This window comes from Streptomyces lothianensis, from assembly GCF_047779955.1.
Lineage (GTDB): Bacteria > Actinomycetota > Actinomycetes > Streptomycetales > Streptomycetaceae > Streptomyces.
In genome coordinates this window covers 100105-117376 of sequence record NZ_JBLMKT010000074.1, presented here as the reverse complement: position 1 = coordinate 117376, position 17272 = coordinate 100105, and the positions used below count along the sequence as shown (strand labels likewise).

The 17272-nt window shown below is 71.5% G+C and carries 11 protein-coding genes and 1 pseudogene; 6 read left to right on the top strand and 6 right to left on the bottom strand.

The window, feature by feature from the left end; genetic code table 11:
• Positions 1 to 37: 37 nt before the first annotated feature.
• Positions 38 to 1231 (bottom strand): saccharopine dehydrogenase family protein, encoded by a 1194-nt coding sequence (locus tag ACLF6P_RS26260; RefSeq protein WP_415953507.1) that lies wholly within the window; start codon positions 1229 to 1231, stop codon positions 38 to 40.
• A gap of 287 nt (positions 1232 to 1518) precedes the next feature.
• On the opposite strand from ACLF6P_RS26260, the gene ACLF6P_RS26255 reads away from it, so the two are divergent.
• The 4 genes from ACLF6P_RS26255 (at position 1519) to ACLF6P_RS26240 (ending at position 7548) form a co-directional block, all read left to right on the top strand.
• Positions 1519 to 2724, top strand: coding sequence for a CaiB/BaiF CoA transferase family protein (locus ACLF6P_RS26255; RefSeq protein ID WP_415953506.1), 1206 nt, complete (start codon positions 1519 to 1521; stop codon positions 2722 to 2724).
• A gap of 23 nt (positions 2725 to 2747) precedes the next feature.
• On the top strand, positions 2748 to 3890 hold the full coding sequence (locus ACLF6P_RS26250; RefSeq protein WP_415953771.1) for an acyl-CoA dehydrogenase family protein: 1143 nt from the start codon (positions 2748 to 2750) through the stop codon (positions 3888 to 3890).
• Positions 3891 to 3963: 73 nt separating this feature from the next.
• Positions 3964 to 5178, top strand: a complete 1215-nt coding sequence (locus tag ACLF6P_RS26245; RefSeq protein ID WP_415953504.1) for an acetyl-CoA C-acetyltransferase — start codon at positions 3964 to 3966, stop codon at positions 5176 to 5178.
• Between the two features lie 177 nt (positions 5179 to 5355).
• On the top strand, positions 5356 to 7548 hold the full coding sequence (locus ACLF6P_RS26240; protein WP_415953502.1) for a 3-hydroxyacyl-CoA dehydrogenase NAD-binding domain-containing protein: 2193 nt from the start codon (positions 5356 to 5358) through the stop codon (positions 7546 to 7548).
• Between the two features lie 76 nt (positions 7549 to 7624).
• On the opposite strand, the gene ACLF6P_RS26235 is transcribed toward ACLF6P_RS26240, so the two are convergent.
• Both ACLF6P_RS26235 and sph read right to left on the bottom strand, forming a co-directional pair.
• Positions 7625 to 8437, bottom strand: a complete 813-nt coding sequence (locus tag ACLF6P_RS26235; protein ID WP_415953500.1) for a MerR family transcriptional regulator — start codon at positions 8435 to 8437, stop codon at positions 7625 to 7627.
• Positions 8438 to 8746: 309 nt separating this feature from the next.
• Positions 8747 to 9751: a sphingomyelin phosphodiesterase gene (gene sph, locus ACLF6P_RS26230; RefSeq protein WP_415953498.1), complete on the bottom strand. Its 1005-nt coding sequence runs from the start codon at positions 9749 to 9751 to the stop codon at positions 8747 to 8749.
• A 175-nt stretch (positions 9752 to 9926) separates the two neighbouring features.
• Between sph and ACLF6P_RS26225 the strand changes: the two genes are divergently transcribed.
• The gene (locus ACLF6P_RS26225) at positions 9927 to 11252 is read left to right on the top strand and encodes a M14 family metallopeptidase (protein ID WP_415953496.1); all 1326 of its coding nucleotides are present in this window, start codon (positions 9927 to 9929) and stop codon (positions 11250 to 11252) included.
• 25 nt (positions 11253 to 11277) lie between these two features.
• On the opposite strand, the gene ACLF6P_RS26220 is transcribed toward ACLF6P_RS26225, so the two are convergent.
• From ACLF6P_RS26220 to ACLF6P_RS26210, 3 genes are all read right to left on the bottom strand, one after another.
• Positions 11278 to 12201: an FAD-dependent oxidoreductase gene (locus ACLF6P_RS26220; protein WP_415953494.1), complete on the bottom strand. Its 924-nt coding sequence runs from the start codon at positions 12199 to 12201 to the stop codon at positions 11278 to 11280.
• A 262-nt stretch (positions 12202 to 12463) separates the two neighbouring features.
• Entirely contained in the window at positions 12464 to 14917 is a 2454-nt protein-coding gene (locus ACLF6P_RS26215; protein ID WP_415953493.1) for a Tex family protein, read from the bottom strand.
• Between the two features lie 283 nt (positions 14918 to 15200).
• The gene (locus ACLF6P_RS26210; protein ID WP_415953492.1) at positions 15201 to 16064 is read right to left on the bottom strand and encodes an SCO6745 family protein; all 864 of its coding nucleotides are present in this window, start codon (positions 16062 to 16064) and stop codon (positions 15201 to 15203) included.
• A 111-nt stretch (positions 16065 to 16175) separates the two neighbouring features.
• Between ACLF6P_RS26210 and ACLF6P_RS26205 the strand changes: the two are divergent.
• Positions 16176 to 17258: pseudogene (locus ACLF6P_RS26205) on the top strand (GlxA family transcriptional regulator); the annotation flags it as partial.
• Between the last annotated feature and the right edge of the window lie 14 nt (positions 17259 to 17272).

Sequence of the window (17272 nt, the reverse complement as noted above, 5' to 3'; positions counted from 1 at the left end):
GACCCACGCGTCGGCCGCATGATCCGCCGGACAGGCCTCAGCGCACCGCCGCCACCCGGAATCGGATCCCCGCCGCCTGCAGCCGTGCGATGAGCGCATCGCCCATCGCCTCGGCCGGCGTCACCTGGCCGGCGGTCTTCGGCAGGTCGTCGAAGAGGAGCGCGAGGGCCGACTCCGCCAGGATCTTGGCGGTCTCGCCGTAACCGGGATCGCCGCCGGACACTTCCGTGTAGACCCGGCGGCCCCCTCCCTCGCCGACGAAGCGGACGGAGAACCAGCTGCGGGCGCGGCGCTCCTCGCTCGGGCCCTCGCCGGGAGCCAGCCTCGAGGACAACCAGTGCCGTACGGGCGGCACCTGGGCGGCCGCGAGCAACGAACCGAGCACCGCGACGGAGCCGAAGGCGACCGGCAGCGTCCGGACCGCGGCATAGTGGCGGTAGCGGAAGTCAGGCCCGTACTGTTCCAGGGCACGCGCCGAACGCTGCACGACCTGCGCGTCGATCGTCGGCAGCGGAAGTGCCCAGGCGCCGACCTCGCCCGCGTAGTGGGGCGCGCCGACCGGGGCGTAGGCGCGGCGGCCCACCAGACGGGGCTGGTGGCGGCGCCGGTCCTGGGCTGCGGCGGCCATCTGCGGTCCGCGGGCGAACTGGCCGAGTGCGGAGGCGAACGTGCCGCCGGAGAACATCGCCGAGGCCCGTACGTAGCCGTCGATCCGCAGCGGTACGTCCGCGGGCAGCTGCTTGACCGTGTAGTAGACGCCGAGGTCGTGCGGCACCGAGTCGAAGCCGCAGGCGTGCACGAGGCGGGCGCCGGTCTCGCGGGCCCGCGCGTCGTGCCGTACGTAGGTGACGTCCACGAACTCCGGTTCGCCGGACAGGTCCAGACAGTCGGTGCCCAGCTCGGCGCAGGCCGCGACCAGCTCGTGCCCGTACCGGACGTAGGGGCCGACGGTGGTGGCCACGACCCGTGCGGAGGCGGCGAGTTCCCGAAGGCCCTCGCGGTCACCGGAATCGACGGTGAGTACGGCGAGGTCCGCGGCCCGCGGGCCGGTCCCGGCGAGCCGTTCGCGCAGCCGCTCCAGCCTGCCCGTGCTGCGCCCCGCGATGGCCCAGCGCAGGCCCTCGGGTGCGTGGCGCGCCAGATACTCGGCGGTCAGTGTCCCGACGAACCCGGTCGCCCCGTACAGCACGAGGTCGTACATACGCCGCTCCGCCGCATCCCGCTCAGTCATCCCGCACCCTTCAGCCTGCCCCCGCGCCGATGTCGGTGGCCGAGGCTAGCGTGCGCGTCAGGGGCCGGTGCAAGGGCCCCGGCCAGGACGGGAGGCGGCCCGGCCCGGGAACGGGAGGTGCGCCGCTCGGCCGGGTCCGCCACACTCCGGGAAAATCAAGCGCTTGCTCGGGAAGCCTTGCCTTCGCAGGTCCCCGTTCCTAACATCGCTGATGTTACAGCAGTTGTGTCACAGTCGGAGCGGGCCGCATCCCCGCGACAACTCACCAGCGGACGCAGGGGGTTCGAATGGCAGGGAACGGCGGCAACGGCCCACTCGCGGGGGTCCGGGTGGTCGAGCTCGCGGGCATCGGCCCCGGCCCCTTCGCCGCGATGCTCCTCGCCGACCTCGGCGCGGACGTCGTACGGGTCGACCGGCCGGGCGGAGCGGGCATCGGCATCCAGGCCGAGTACGACATCACGAACCGCAACAAGAGGTCCGTGATCGTCGACCTCAAGTCCAGGCAGGGAGCGGCCTGCGTCCTCGACCTGGTCGAGCGCGCGGACATCCTCGTCGAGGGCTACCGCCCGGGCGTCGCCGAACGCCTCGGCGTCGGCCCGGAGCAGTGCCACGCCCGCAACCCCCGCCTGGTGTACGGCCGGATGACCGGCTGGGGTCAGAAGGGACAGCTGGCCCCGCGCGCCGGGCACGATGTCTCGTACATCGCCGTCACCGGCGCCCTCGGCATGATCGGCAAGCCGGACGAGCCCCCCGTCGTCCCCGCGAACCTTCTCGGCGACTACGCGGGCGGCTCCCTCTACCTCGTCGTCGGTGTGCTCGCCGCGCTCCAGCACGCCCGCAGCACCGGTGAGGGCCAGGTCGTCGACGCCGCCATCGTGGACGGGACCGCCCATCTCTCGGCCATGATCCACGGCATGATGGCGGCCGGTGGCTGGCAGGACCGCCGCGGCGTCAACCTCCTCGACGGCGGCTGTCCGTTCTACGGCACCTACGAGACCGCGGACGGCGGGCACATGGCCGTCGGCGCCTTGGAGCAGCAGTTCTACGAGGAGTTCATGCGGCTCCTGGGCCTCGCCGACGAAGCGCCCGCCCGCAAGGACCTCGCCCGCTGGGGTGAGCTGCGCGAAGCGATCGCGGCCCGGTTCAGGACCCGTACGAGGGAGGAGTGGACGGCCGTCTTCCAGGACTCCGACGCCTGCGTGGCCCCCGTTCTCTCCCTGCGCGAGGCCGCCGAGCATCCGCACCTCAAGGAGCGCGGGACCTTCGTCGAACACTCCGGCATCACCCAGCCCGCCCCCGCACCGCGCTTCTCCGCGACCCCCGGCGCCGTACGCACCGGGCCCGCCCTGCCCGGAGCGCACACCGAGGACGTGGCCCGCGACTGGGACATCCCGGGCCTGCGCCACGAGACCGCGCCTGGCGCCCATGCCGACGCCCACACCGACGCCCACGCCCCCGGCACACCGAGCAGCGACGAGAAGGAGCAGGCATGACCGGCCCCGCAGGACCCCAGCGCATGGAGCGCAGGCTCTACGGCGAGGAGCACGAGGCCTTCCGCACCACCGTGCGCACCTTCCTGGAGCGCGAGGTGGTGCCGCACCACGAGCAGTGGGAGAAGGACGGCATCGTCTCCCGCGAAGCCTGGCGCGCGGCCGGCAAGCAAGGACTGCTCGGGCTCGCCGTGCCCGAGGAGTACGGGGGCGGCGGCAACACCGACTTCCGGTTCTCGGCCGTGCTCGCCGAAGAGTTCACCCGGGCCGGCGCCTCGGGGCTCGCGGTCGGCCTGCACAACGACATCATCGGCCCGTATCTGACCTCGCTCGCCACCGACGAGCAGAAGCGGCGCTGGCTGCCCGGCTTCTGCTCCGGCGAGATCATCTCCGCGATCGCGATGACGGAACCCGGCGCGGGCTCCGACCTCCAGGGCATCAGGACGCACGCCGAGGACAAGGGCGACCACTGGCTGCTCAACGGCTCGAAGACCTTCATCTCCAACGGCATCCTCGCCGACCTGGTGATCGTCGTCGCCCGCACGACCCCGGAAGGCGGCGCCAAGGGACTCTCCCTCCTCGTCGTCGAGCGCGGTATGAAGGGCTTCGAGCGTGGCCGCAACCTCGACAAGATCGGGCAGAAGGCGCAGGACACCGCCGAGCTGTTCTTCCGGGACGTCAAGGTGCCCAAGGAGAACCTGCTCGGCGACCTCGACGGCGCCTTCCTGCACCTGATGACCAACCTCGCCCAGGAGCGCATGGGCATCGCGGTCGCCGCGATCTCCGCCGCCGAGCACCTCCTCGAGATCACCATGGAGTACGTGCAGGAACGCGAGGCCTTCGGGCGCAAGCTCGCCAAGCTGCAGCACATCCGCTTCGAGATCGCCGAGATGGCCACCGAATGCGCCGTCACCCGGACGTTCCTCGACCGCTGCATCGAGGATCACGCGAACGGCGTACTCGACCACGTCCATGCCTCGATGGCCAAGTGGTGGGCCACCGAACTGCAGAAACGCGTCGCCGACCGCTGCCTCCAGCTGCACGGCGGCTACGGCTACATGACCGAATACCGCGTGGCGCGCGCCTTCACCGACGGCCGTATCCAGACCATCTACGGCGGGACCACCGAGATCATGAAGGAGATCATCGGCCGGTCGCTGCTGCCGTAGAACCCGATGGGCCCGATGCCCCGATGGACCTGATGGACTCTCCCACAACCGCACCCCTGGAAGGGCTTGATTCGTGAGCACCGAAGCGTACGTCTACGACGCGATCCGCACCCCGCGCGGTCGCGGCAAGGCAAATGGGTCCCTGCACGGCACCAAGCCCATCGACCTGGTGACCGGCCTGATCAAGGAGATCCAGAGCCGTAACCCCGGCCTCGACCCGGCCACGATCGACGACATCGTGCTCGGTGTCGTCGGCCCGGTCGGCGACCAGGGCTCGGACATCGCCCGGATCGCCGCGATCGCGGCCGGGCTGCCGGACACGGTGGCCGGCGTCCAGGAGAACCGCTTCTGCGCCTCGGGCCTCGAAGCGGTCAACATGGCGGCGATGAAGGTCCGTTCCGGCTGGGAGGACCTGGTGCTCGCGGGCGGCGTCGAGTCGATGTCGCGCGTGCCGATGGGATCCGACGGCGGCGCCTGGTTCGCCGACCCGATGACCAACTGGGACACCAACTTCGCCCCGCAGGGCATCGGCGCGGACCTCATCGCCACCATCGAAGGCTTCAGCCGCAGGGATGTCGACGAGTACGCGGCGCTCTCCCAGGAGCGGGCCGCGAACGCCATCAAGGAGGGCCGCTTCGAGCGCTCGGTGATTCCCGTACGGGACCGCAGCGGGCTGACCGTCCTCGACCGGGACGAGTTCCCGCGGCCCGGTACGACGGCCGAATCGCTGGCCAAGCTGAAGCCGTCCTTCGCGGACATCGGTGACCTCGGCGGCTTCGACGCGGTGGCGCTGCAGCGGTACCACTGGGTGGAGAAGATCGACCACGTCCACCACGCGGGCAACTCCTCCGGGATCGTGGACGGATCCTCGCTGGTGGCGATCGGGTCGAAGGAGGCGGGGGAGCGGAACGGGCTGACGCCGCGGGCGCGGATCGTCTCGGCGGCGGTTTCCGGCTCCGAACCGACGATCATGTTGACGGGGCCCGCCCCGGCGACGCGGAAGGCTTTGACCAAGGCCGGGCTGACCATCGATGACATCGATCTGGTCGAGATCAACGAGGCCTTTGCGGCCGTGGTTCTGCGCTTTGTCAAGGACATGGGGCTGTCCTTGGACAAGGTCAATGTCAACGGTGGCGCGATTGCGCTTGGGCACCCGCTCGGTGCGACCGGGGCGATGATTCTGGGCACGCTCGTCGACGAGTTGGAGCGGCAGGACAAGCGGTACGGGCTGGCGACCTTGTGTGTCGGGGGCGGTATGGGCATCGCCACGGTTGTGGAGCGGGTGTAGGGCCTCCCGCCGTAGGGGCGGTTGTGGTTTGCCGCCTGCGGTTGGGGGCGGCTGGTCGCGCAGTTCCCCGCGCCCCTGAAGACAGGCGGCTTGGCCGCTGTCCCCTGCCCGGCGCCCAACGATGAGGCGCCTCCCGCCAACGTACTTTCGCACCGAAGACTTCACGGAGACCGAATCATGACGCAGAGCACCACCATCCGCTGGGAGCAGGGCGAGGACGGGATCGTCACGCTTGTTCTCGATGATCCCAATCAGTCCGCGAACACCATGAACCAGGCGTTCAAGGACTCCATCGCCGCGATCGCCGACCGGGCCGAGGCCGAGAAGGAATCCATCCGCGGCATCATCTACACCTCCGCGAAGAAGACCTTCTTCGCCGGCGGTGACCTCAAGGAGATGATGAAGGCCGGGCCCGAGGACGCCCAGGCGGTCTTCGAGACCGGCACCGGCATCAAGTCCTCGCTGCGCCGCATCGAGACCCTCGGCGTTCCCGTCGTCGCCGCCATCAACGGCGCGGCCCTCGGCGGCGGTTACGAGATCGCGCTCGCCAGCCACCACCGCATCGCCCTCGACGCCCCCGGTTCGAAGATCGGCCTGCCCGAGGTCACCCTCGGCCTGCTGCCCGCGGGCGGCGGCGTGACCCGTACCGTACGTCTCATGGGCATCGCCGACGCGCTGCTCAAGGTGCTGCTGCAGGGCACCCAGTACAACCCGAAGCGGGCCCTCGACAACGGTCTGGTGCACGAACTCGCGGCCACCCCCGAGGAGATGCTCGCCAAGGCCCGCGCGTTCATCGAGGCGAACCCCGAATCGCAGCAGCCCTGGGACAAGCCCGGCTACAAGATCCCCGGCGGCACCCCGGCCAACCCCAAGTTCGCCGCGAACCTCCCGGCCTTCCCGGCCAACCTCAAGAAGCAGCTGAACGGCGCCCCCTACCCGGCCCCGCGCAACATCCTCGCCGCGGCCGTCGAGGGCTCCCAGGTCGACTTCGAGAACGCGCTGGTCATCGAGGCCCGCTACTTCACCGAGCTGGTCACCGGACAGACCGCGAAGAACATGATGCAGGCGTTCTTCTTCGACCTGCAGGCGGTCAACTCCGGCGCCAACCGCCCGAAGGGCGTCGAGCCCCGCGAGGTCCGCAAGGTCGCCGTGCTCGGCGCGGGCATGATGGGCGCCGGCATCGCGTACTCCTGCGCCCGCGCGGGCATCGAGGTCGTCCTCAAGGACGTCTCCGCCGAGTCCGCCGCCAAGGGCAAGGGCTACAGCGAGAAGCTCTGCACGAAGGCCGTCTCCCGCGGCCGCACCACGCAGGAGAAGGCCGATGCCCTGCTCGCGCGCATCACCCCGACCGCCGACCCGGCGGACCTCGCGGGCTGCGACGCGGTCATCGAGGCGGTCTTCGAGGACCCGGCGCTCAAGCACAAGGTCTTCCAGGAGATCCAGGACGTCGTCGAACCCGACGCGCTGCTGTGCTCCAACACCTCCACGCTCCCGATCACCGCGCTCGCCGAAGGCGTGGAGCGCCAGGCCGACTTCGTGGGCCTGCACTTCTTCTCGCCCGTCGACAAGATGCCGCTCGTCGAGATCATCAAGGGCGAGCGCACCGGCGAGGAGGCCCTCGCCCGCGCCTTCGACCTGGTCCGGCAGATCAACAAGACCCCGATCGTGGTCAACGACTCGCGAGGCTTCTTCACCTCACGCGTCATCGGTCACTTCATCAACGAGGGCGTCGCGATGGTCGGCGAGGGCATCGAGCCCGCGTCCGTCGAGCAGGCCGCGGCCCAGGCGGGCTACCCGGCGAAGGTCCTCTCGCTCATGGACGAGCTGACCTTCACGCTGCCCCGCAAGATCCGCCAGGAGACCCGCCGGGCGATCGAGGCCGAGGGCGGCACCTGGGAGACGCACCCGGCCGAGGGCGTCATCGACCGGATGATCGACGAGTTCGACCGCAAGGGCCGCTCCTCGGGTGCCGGCTTCTACGAGTACGGCGAGGACGGCAAGCGCGGCGCGCTCTGGCCCGGGCTGCGCGAGCACTTCACCAAGCCCGGATACGAGATCCCGTTCCGCGACATGCAGGAGCGGATGCTGTTCTCCGAGGCCCTCGACACCGTGCGGCTCCTGGAGGAGGGCGTCCTCACCTCGGTCGCCGATGCCAACATCGGCTCGATCTTCGGCATCGGCTTCCCCGGCTGGACCGGCGGTGTCCTGCAGTACATCAACGGCTACGACGGCGGCGCCGGGGGAGGTACCGGCCCGGCCGGCTTCGTCGCCCGCGCCCGGGAACTCGCCGAGGCCTACGGCGACCGCTTCCAGCCCCCGGCCCTCCTGGTCGAGAAGGCCGAGAAGGGCGAGCGTTTCGCGGACAAGTAGCGGCTGACCGAGCAGCGCTTGACGGGATGATCCGTCTCACGGGAACTGCCCTGTACCGGGCGTTCGGTGAGACGGATCATCCCTGTTCCGTCCTCTGAGGCCCTTCGGCGTACCGGCTCCGCAGCTCGTCCTTCAGGGAACGCTGGAAGGCGGTGACCAGCGCCTGCACCACCATCGGCTGCATCTCGGCCGAGAGCGACTTCATCGCCTCGACGGCCTTGGGATCCGAGGCACGCTCGCGGTAGGGCGCCCACACCTCGTCCTGGAAGAGCCGCGTCAGCTCCTTGGCCGCCTGCCGCGAGTGCTCCAGCATCACATCGCGCGCGGCGAGGATCGTGTCGTGCGCGATCGGCACGTCGAGCAGCCGCAGACCCAGATGCAGCAGACCCGGGTCGATACGGAAGGTGTCGGGGTCCTCGGTGTGTTCGAGGACGCTCATCGCCGCGAGCCGGTTCACGTCGGAGTCCGTCAGCTCGCCGCCCGCGCGCCGGGCCAGCTGCTCCCGGCTCATCTCGGTGGCACCCTCGGGGATCCAGCTGGCCACGAGCGCACGGTGGATGGCCAGGTCGTGCGCGGTCATGTCGGCGGGCAGCTGCTCCATGTACCGTTCGATCGCCGCGAGCGTCATACCGTGGTGCTGCAGCTCCTCGATCAGCGCGAGCCGCGACAGATGCGCCGCCCCGTACCGGCCGACCCGGCGGGGCCCGATCGACGGCGGCGGCAGCAGGCCGCGGGTGCTGTAGAAGCGCACGGTGCGCACCGTGACGCCCGCGCGGGCCGCCAACTCGTCGACGGTCAGCGAGGGTTCGTAGCCCCGGCGCGGCGGCGCACAGCCCTCGGAGGGCGACGGGTGTGCCCCGGACGCCTCGTCCCCTGCCTCATCCCGCACGGGCTGCCCCTCGGCTGCCTCACCCCGTACAGGCTGCCCCTCGGCCCGGGTGGTCATTGCTCACGGCCTCGCTTCCGCCTCGCCTCGTCCTGTGCCCGGACGCGTACGGCGGATGTCCCCGCGGTGGCCCGGCACCTTGCATCACTGCGGTGCAACAGTATTGCTGTCTCACCACCGGTGCGAAACGGTCCCCGGCGACGCAGTGCGGGAGCGGGGGCGCCGGGAGCCGTACGGTCCGGGAGAAGCGCGCGGCCGGTCCCGCCCCCGCGGAAGGGGCAGGACCGGCCGTGCGGCACCGGCGTGGCGGCGTCAGGAGCCCGAAGCGACCACCGGGTAGTGGTCCGACAGGTTCGTGTACGTGTACGACGTGCCCCAGCTGCTCACCGTCCAGGGAGCGGACTGCTCCTTGACCACGTCGTTGGTCCAGCCCGCGGGGCGGGCGTGCCCGGCCCGGTGCAGCACGTAGTCCAGGTCCTCGCTGGCGTAGCCGGGGTAACGGTCCGCGGAGATGGAGTTTTCCGCGGTGTCGAAGGAGTACGGGTGCCCGGTGCGGGCGTCCGCCCCCACCAGGCCGCCGTCCGCGAGCATCGAGGCGTACTCGGCGCTGTGCGAGTCCACGTTCAGGTCGCCCGCGACGATCACCTGCTCCGAGGCGGGGATCGCCTTGGCGTCCAGGAACGCGTCGATGTCCTTCAGCTGGGCGCTGCGCATCGCGGCCGCCTCACCGGAGTCGCAGCCGGGATCCGTGGACTGCAGATGCGTTCCGACCAGGTGCACCCGGGTGCCGTTCACATCGAGGACCACGTAGGCGAAGCCCTTGTTGGAGTGCCAGTCCGCTCCGCAGGCGTCCGGGAAGACGTACTGCTCCTTGCGGACGATGGGCCACTTGCTGTACACGGTCACGCCGCCGTCCTCGGGCGTGAACACCGAGTAGCTGCCGCCCGTCGCGTCCCAGCCGGACTTGGTGCGCCCGACGACGGGCGTCTGGTACGGATACTCGGCGCGCGCGTTCGAGGCAAGTGCCTCGGAGGACGAGTTGTCGAAGGCCTCCTGGATGACCACGACGTCCTGCCCGCGGAAGAACGAGGCCTTGGGTATCTCGGCCGCGCGGTGGTCCTGACCCCAGTTCGGGTACAGCGTCTTGCTGAACAGGAAGGTGTTGTACGTCAGCACGTCGAGCGAGGGGGTGGCGGCTTCGCTCGCCGCGGTGGACGCCTGCGACTCGGACGCGGACGCGGCGGAGGCCGGCGAGGCCGCGAGCGGACCGGCCGCGGCGAGCAGGGCGCACAGCGCGGCGGCAGCAGTACGAGACATGGGAGGCAAGAGAGCTCCTGAGGTTGTGGGGGTCGAACGTGCGATCCCGCATATCCAACCAGCAGTAGTTACTTGCTGGTAGCCCCTGGGTGACAACGAATTGGCGTAGGTGAACACAGTCACCCGCCACAGCGGCCCTTCTCGCCGGGGCCGTGTCCGGGGTACCTTCCGCCGCATGGCCATACCTGCGCGGGTGCCCGATCCCGTGAAGCGCTCCCGCTCGCTGGCGGCCGCCGCGGCGCTGCTCGCGGCCGCGCTGGCCGCGCCCGCCCTCATCACCCCCGAAGGGGCGGCGGCGGCCACCAACGGCCCCCGCACCGGATTCGAGGCCTCCGGCGGTGCCCGCTGGACCACGCAGGCGCAGGAGGAGGCGTTCCTGCGCGGCATCGACCGCTCGACCGTGCGGATGCGCGTCGACCGGATCGGCACCACCCGGCAGAACCGGCCGCTGCAGCTGGTCCGCATCGGCACCAACGACCGCGCCCCGCTCACCGTGCTCGTCGTCTGCTCCCAGCACGGCGACGAACCCACCGGCCGGGAGGCCTGCCTGTCCGTCATCCGGGATCTCTCCCACGCCGAGGACCGGCGCACCCTGGAGCTCCTGGACCGCAGCGACATCCTGCTCGTCCCCGCCGCCAACCCCGACGGACACGCCGCGGGCACCCGGGGCAACTCCGAGGGCGTCGACGTCAACCGCGACCATCTCACCCTCGCCTCGGCCGAGGCCCGCGCGCTCGCCCGCATCATCCGCGACCGACGCCCCGACATTATCGTCGACCTGCACGAATACGCCGCCACCCCCGAGTTCTACGACCGGGACCTCCTCGACCTGTGGCCGCGCAACCTCAACACCGACCCGGGGGTGCGCGAAAGCGCCAAGGCGCTCTCCGTGCGCTATGTACGGCCTGCCGCCCTCGACGAGGGCCTGTCCACGGGCACGTACGGAATCTGGACCGACCCGGAGACCGGTGCGCGGATCAAGCAGACCGCGGGTGACGGGCAGGAGCGGATCCTGCGGAACCTCGCCGGTCTCAAGCACTCGGCCGGGCTGCTGATCGAGAGCCGTGTCGAACCGCTCACCGACGCCGAGCGCGCCGACCCGGCCCTCAACAACCGGCGCCGGGTGAACTCCCAGCTCACGGCGCTCGACGGGGTGTTCACCTTCATCCGGGAACGCGGCCTCGGAGTGGCCCGCACCACCGAGAGAGCCCGCCGGACCGGATACCTCGACGCCGGACCCGTGTACCTGGGCGGCGCCGACAACGAGGACGCGGGACCCACCGAGGTCCTCACCGACCCGCCCTGCGGCTACCGCCTCACCCCCGGGCAGTTCGCGGACCTCCGCGACGAGATCGACCTGCACGGCCTCACCGTGCGGCCCGACAGGGAAGGCGGTGCGCTCGTGCCCCTGCGCCAGCCGCTGCGGGCGCTCGTGCCGCTGCTCCTCGACGAGCGGGCTCGGCACAACGTGACGAACGGGCGGCCCGTCGACACCTGCTGAGCCACGGGACCTGCTGAGCCACGGGCTATGCGACAAGCTCCGCCACGCTGTGCGCGCATCCCCAGGCCGCGGTCACGCCACCGCCGCCGTGACCGTAGTTGTGCACGACCAGGGTGCCTTCGGCGGTCCGTGTACGTTCCAGCCGTACCGAGGGACGGACCGGGCGCAGGCCCACACGGTGCCCGATGACGCGGGCCGAGGCCAGCTCCGGGAACAGCCGTGCGCACCGCTGCACGATCCGGGCCGCCGTCACGGGGTCCGGTTCCTGGCTCCAGTTGTGCTCCTCTGCGCAGCCGCCGAGGACGACACCGTGGGGATGCGGGATGACGTACGCCTCGGTGCCGCCGACGAACCAGCGGTCGAGCCCCGGGTTCTCCACCACGACCAGCTGCCCGCGGACCGGGTACACGCTGTCGTCCGCCACGAGCGTGCGGGCGCCGAGCCCGGGGCAGTTGACCACCACGGGCGCCTCGGCGGCCGGTTCGGCGAGGTCGGTGACCGTACGTTCCTCGACCGCGCCGCCGGCGTCGAGCAGCCGCCGCGTGAGGTGGCGCAGATAGACCGGCATGTCGAGCACCGGGACCGTGGCCTCGACGCCGTGCTCGTAACCCTCGGGGAGGTGGGTGGCCTCCCGAACATCGGCGAGCGCGCCGCTCCACGCATCGGTGAGCGAATGCTCGGCCATCACCCCGGTGGCCATCCGCACCCCGGTCTCCGGCCCCAGCGCGGCGATCTGCTCGTACTCCCGCAGTGAGCGCACGGACCAGTCGACCGCCTTGTCCAGCGGTTCGATCCGGTACGGCCAGCAGATCGCCCCGGCGACCGCGGAGGTCGAGTGCTCGGCGGGCGTCCGCGCCCACACCCGCACCCGCCTGCCGCGCTCGGCGAGCACCACGGCCGCCGAGAGTCCGATCACTCCACCGCCGACCACGATCACATCCGCGTCCATGCGCCGAACCGTAGCCGACGCCCGCGCGCTGCACGCCGGGAACCGGCTTCGGACGGGGGTGATGCGCCTTTGACGTGTGGGAAGCGCTGGACGCGAAGGCGGAGGCGTACATCGTGGCGCGGACCACGGCCGGTGTGCCGGTGGGTCCGATGCCGCGCTGAACCGTCTGCTGCGGCGCACGAAAAGGGCGGACCCCACCATGAGGAGATCCGCCCCGTCCGCACGTTCGACTGAACGGCCGTTCAGCTGTACGCCCGGCCGCTCAGCGCTTCGGGTCGATCAGGCCCGCCTTGCGCAGGGCGTCCGCCATCGCGCTGTTCGCGGGCGCCGGTGCCGGGCGGCCACCGCCGCCGCCACCGCGCCGGTCACGGTTGCCGCCACCGCCGCGCTGCTGACGTCCTGCGCCGTCCCGCTGCTGCGGGGGCCGCCCGCCGCCCTGGCCACCGCGCTCACGGCGACCGCCGCCGCCCTGGCCGCTGCGCTCACGGCGACCGCCGCCGCCCTCCCGCTCGCCGCTGCCGCCGTCCTTGGCGGCCTCGTCGTCGAGGCGCAGCGTCAGGGAGATCCGCTTGCGCGGGATGTCGACATCGAGCACCTTGACCTTCACGATGTCGCCCGGCTTCGCCACATCCCGCGGGTCCTTCACGAACGTCTTCGACATCGCCGAGACATGCACCAGACCGTCCTGGTGCACCCCGATGTCGACGAACGCGCCGAACGCCGCCACGTTCGTGACGACGCCTTCGAGGATCATCCCGGAGGCCAGGTCGCCGATCTTCTCGACGCCGTCCTTGAACGTGGCCGTCCTGAACGCGGGCCGCGGGTCGCGCCCCGGTTTCTCCAGCTCGCGCAGGATGTCCGTGACGGTGGGCAGCCCGAAGGTCTCGTCCACGAAATCGGCGGCCTGCAGGGACTTCAGGGTTCCCGTGTCGCCGATCAGCGCGGCCACCTCACCGCCGGTCTGCTTCGCCATCCGCCGCACCACCGGGTACGCCTCGGGGTGCACGGCAGAGGCGTCCAGCGGGTCGTCGCCGTCGCGGATGCGCAGGAAGCCCGCGCACTGCTCGTAGGCCTTGGGGCCGAGCCGCGCCACGTCCTTGAGGCGGGAACGGGAGCGGAAGGGACCGTTGGTGTCGCGGTGCGCCACGATGTTCTCGGCGAGGCCCGTGCCGATGCCGGAGACCCGGGCGAGCAGCGGCGCGGAGGCGGTGTTCACGTCCACGCCGACACCGTTCACACAGTCCTCGACGACCGCGTCCAGGGAGCGCGAGAGCTTCACCTCGGACAGGTCGTGCTGGTACTGGCCGACGCCGATCGACTTCGGATCGATCTTCACCAGCTCGGCGAGCGGGTCCTGCAGGCGCCGCGCGATGGAGACGGCGCCGCGGATCGACACATCGAGGTCGGGCAGCTCCTGGGAGGCGAAGGCCGAGGCCGAGTACACCGAGGCGCCCGCCTCGGAGACCATCACCTTGGTGAGCTTCAGCTCGGGGTGCCTGGTGATCAGGTCACCGGCGAGCTTGTCGGTCTCGCGCGAGGCGGTGCCGTTGCCGATCGCGATCAGGTCGACCTTGTGCTCGGCGGCGAGCCGCGACAGCTTCGCCAGGGATTCGTCCCACTTGTTCGCCGGGACATGCGGGTAGATGGTGTCGGTCGCCACGACCTTGCCGGTGGCGTCGACGACCGCGACCTTCACGCCCGTACGGAAGCCGGGGTCCAGGCCGAGGGTCGCGCGGGTGCCGGCGGGCGCGGCGAGCAGCAGATCGCGCAGGTTCGCCGCGAAGACCCTGACCGCCTCGTCCTCGGCGGCGGTACGCAGCCGAAGCCGCAGGTCGATGCCGAGGTGCACCAGGATGCGGGTGCGCCAGGCCCAGCGGGCCGTGTCCTTGAGCCACTTGTCCGCCGGTCGGCCACGGTCGGTGATCCCGAAGCGGTCGGCCACCATCACCTCGTACGAGGAGGGCGCACCCTCCTCGGCGGGCTCCTCAGGCTCCAGGACGAGGTCGAGCATGCCCTCCTTCTCGCCACGGAGCAGCGCGAGCACGCGGTGCGAGGGGAGCTCGGTGAAGGGTTCGGCGAAGTCGAAGTAGTCCGAGAACTTGGCGCCCTCGCTCTCCTTGCCCTCGTGCACCTTGGAGACGAGCCGGCCGCGCGTCCACATCCGCTCGCGCAGCTCACCGATCAGGTCCGCGTCCTCCGCGAAGCGCTCGGTGAGGATCGCACGGGCGCCGTCCAGGGCGGCCCGGGCATCCGCCACGCTCTTGTCGGCGTCCACGAACGCGGCGGCTGCGGCGAGCGGCTCGACCGTCGGATCGCCGAACAGGCCGTCGGCCAGCGGCTCGAGCCCCGCCTCGCGGGCGATCTGCGCCTTGGTACGCCGCTTCGGCTTGTACGGCAGGTAGATGTCCTCAAGGCGGGCCTTGGTCTCGGCCGCCCGGATCTGCGCCTCGAGGGCCTCGGTCAGCTTGCCCTGCTCCCGTACCGAGTCGAGCACCGCCGACCGGCGGTCCTCCAGCTCGCGCAGATACCGCAGCCGCTCCTCCAGGGCGCGCAGCTGCGCATCGTCGAGCATGCCGGTGGCTTCCTTGCGGTACCGCGCGATGAAAGGCACGGTCGAGCCCCCGTCGAGCAGCTCCACCGCGGCCCTGACCTGCCGCTCCGCTACGCCGAGCTCCTCGGCGATCCTGCTCTCGATGGACAACGTGGGTGTCGTCACGATTCCCGTACCGCCTTCTCGCTGAGCTTGAGTCGGCCATTGTGGCAGGTGGCACGGACAGGCCGGGCTCAGGCCCGCCGGTCCGGCTCCGCGGGTTCGGCCCGGCCGGTCCGATCCCGCGGGCCCGTCCCGCCGGCTCCGTCCCTTCTGCCAGCGGTTCGCGCCGGTTCGTCCGCGCCGGTTCGTCCGCGCCGGTTCGTCCGCGCCGGTTCGTCCGCGCCGGTTGGTCCGTGTCGGTTCGTCCGCGCCGGTTCGTCCCTGCCGGCCTCGGTTCTTGCCGGTGTCAGTCCTTGCCGATGAGGTCCGGCGGGAAAGCGCCCGCCCCGAGCGCCGTCATCACGAAGCCGCCGGCCAGCTCCGTCAGCCGCTCCACCCCGGCCGCGCCCAGGTGCTCGTACGGTGCGGCGTCCATCCGGTCGGTCGCCAGCTCCAGCTCGCTGCGCAGCGCGGTGCCGGCCTCCGTCAACTCCCGCTCGGCGTCGAGCAGTCCCCGCTCCTGCAGCCGCTGGACGGCCACGTCCCATTCGGCGCGGGTCCAGCCACGCGTCTCCAGCGCCCACTTCACGGCGAAGCCCTTGCCCGTCGCCGTATGGCTCACCAGTGCTTCGAGCGGGCCGAGGTCGGCGGCGAGCAGTGCCGCGATATGCCCGTCCCCGCGGTGTTCGCGCAGCAGGGTGGCGGCGTGCCACAGGGCGAGGTGCGGCTCCTCGGGCAGAGGAAGGTCCGCGTGCGCCGCGTACAGCGGGCGGCCGGGCCGCGTGCAGGCCTCCGTGGCGGTGAGCGCGAGGCGGGCCGCCTCGGCCATCTCCGGGCTGTCCACCGCGTCCCCCAGCAGCCGCCGCAGACTGCCGTCGACGGCGCGCAGCCGCGCGGCGAGCGCGGCCTCGGGAGCGGCGGTCTCCCAGATCGCCGGGACGTGCTCCGCGATCAGCTCGTGCTTGAAGTTGTAGAACGTCGCGGCCACCGTGCCGGCGCCCACGGCGCCCAGCGCGGCCGAGCGGCCCGCGAAGTAGGGCGGGCTCCATCCGTCGAGGCCGATCGCACCCATCTCCTTCCCGTACTCCGGCGAGAAGTAGTGGGCGGAATGCAGCGGATTGAGCATGTTCTGGCAGCGGCGGCCGGCCTTGGGCGGCAGGGATGAGGTCATGAACGGCAGGTTACCGACGGGTCGGTATGGAGGGGAAGGGTGCGGAGCGATGGCAGGAAAGGTGGGGTACTCGGCATTGCAGACGCATGCCACGGCCAAAAGAATGAAGGCATGACTCACCCAGTCCGCCGTGTTCTCGTCGTGCTCTTCGACGGCGTGCAGAGCCTCGACGTCACCGGCCCCGTCGAGGTGTTCACGGCCGCCGGCCAGCTCCGCGAGCCCGCCGGTCACGAGGGCACCGGGCCCGCCGGTCACGAGGGCACCGGGCCCGCCGGTCACGAGGGCACCGGGCCCGTCGGCCCGCAGGGCTCCAGGCCCGCCGATGTGCACACTGCCGCACTGCCCGCCGCGTACGAGATCCGCACCGCCTCGCTCGACGGCCGGCCCGTACGCTGCTCAAGCGGTCTGACCCTCGTACCCGACGGACGCCTGGAGGACGAGGAGGCCCCGCACACCCTCCTGGTGCCCGGCGGCACCGGCACCCGGGCACCCGACGAGCAGCTCATCGCCTGGCTGCGCAGGCACGGCCCGCGGGCCGAACGTCTCGTCTCCGTGTGCACCGGCGCGATCCTGCTCGCGGCCGCCCGACTCCTCGACGGCCGCCGCGCCACCACCCACTGGGGCTTCTGCGAGACCCTGGCCCGCCGCCACCCCGAGATCGAGGTGGATCCGGACGCGATCTACGTACGCGACGGGCCGGTCGCGACCTCCGCCGGAGTCACCGCAGGCATCGACCTCGCACTCGCCCTCGTGGAGGAGGACCTCGGCCGCGACACCGCGCTCCTGGTCGCCCGCGCGCTCGTCGTCTTCCTCCGCAGACCGGGCAACCAGGCCCAGTTCAGCGCCCAGCTCTCCGCCCAGACCGCCCGTCGCGCACCCCTGCGCGACGTCCAGCAGTGGATCAGCGAACACCCGGCGGAGAACCTGGGCGTCGAGGCCCTCGCCGCCCGGGCCCGGCTCTCGCCGCGCCACTTCGCCCGTGCCTTCCAGGCCGAGACCGGCATGACGCCCGGGCGGTACGTGGAGCAGGTGCGTGTCGAGCAGGCCCGCAGGCTCCTGGAGGACAGCTGCCTCGGCATCGAGGAGATCTCCCGCGCCAGCGGCTACGGCACACCGGAGGCCATGCGCCGCGCCTTCCTCAAGCGCCTGGGCACCCCGCCGGCCGAATACCGCCGCCGCTTCCGCCCCACTCCCGCCTGAACGGCCCC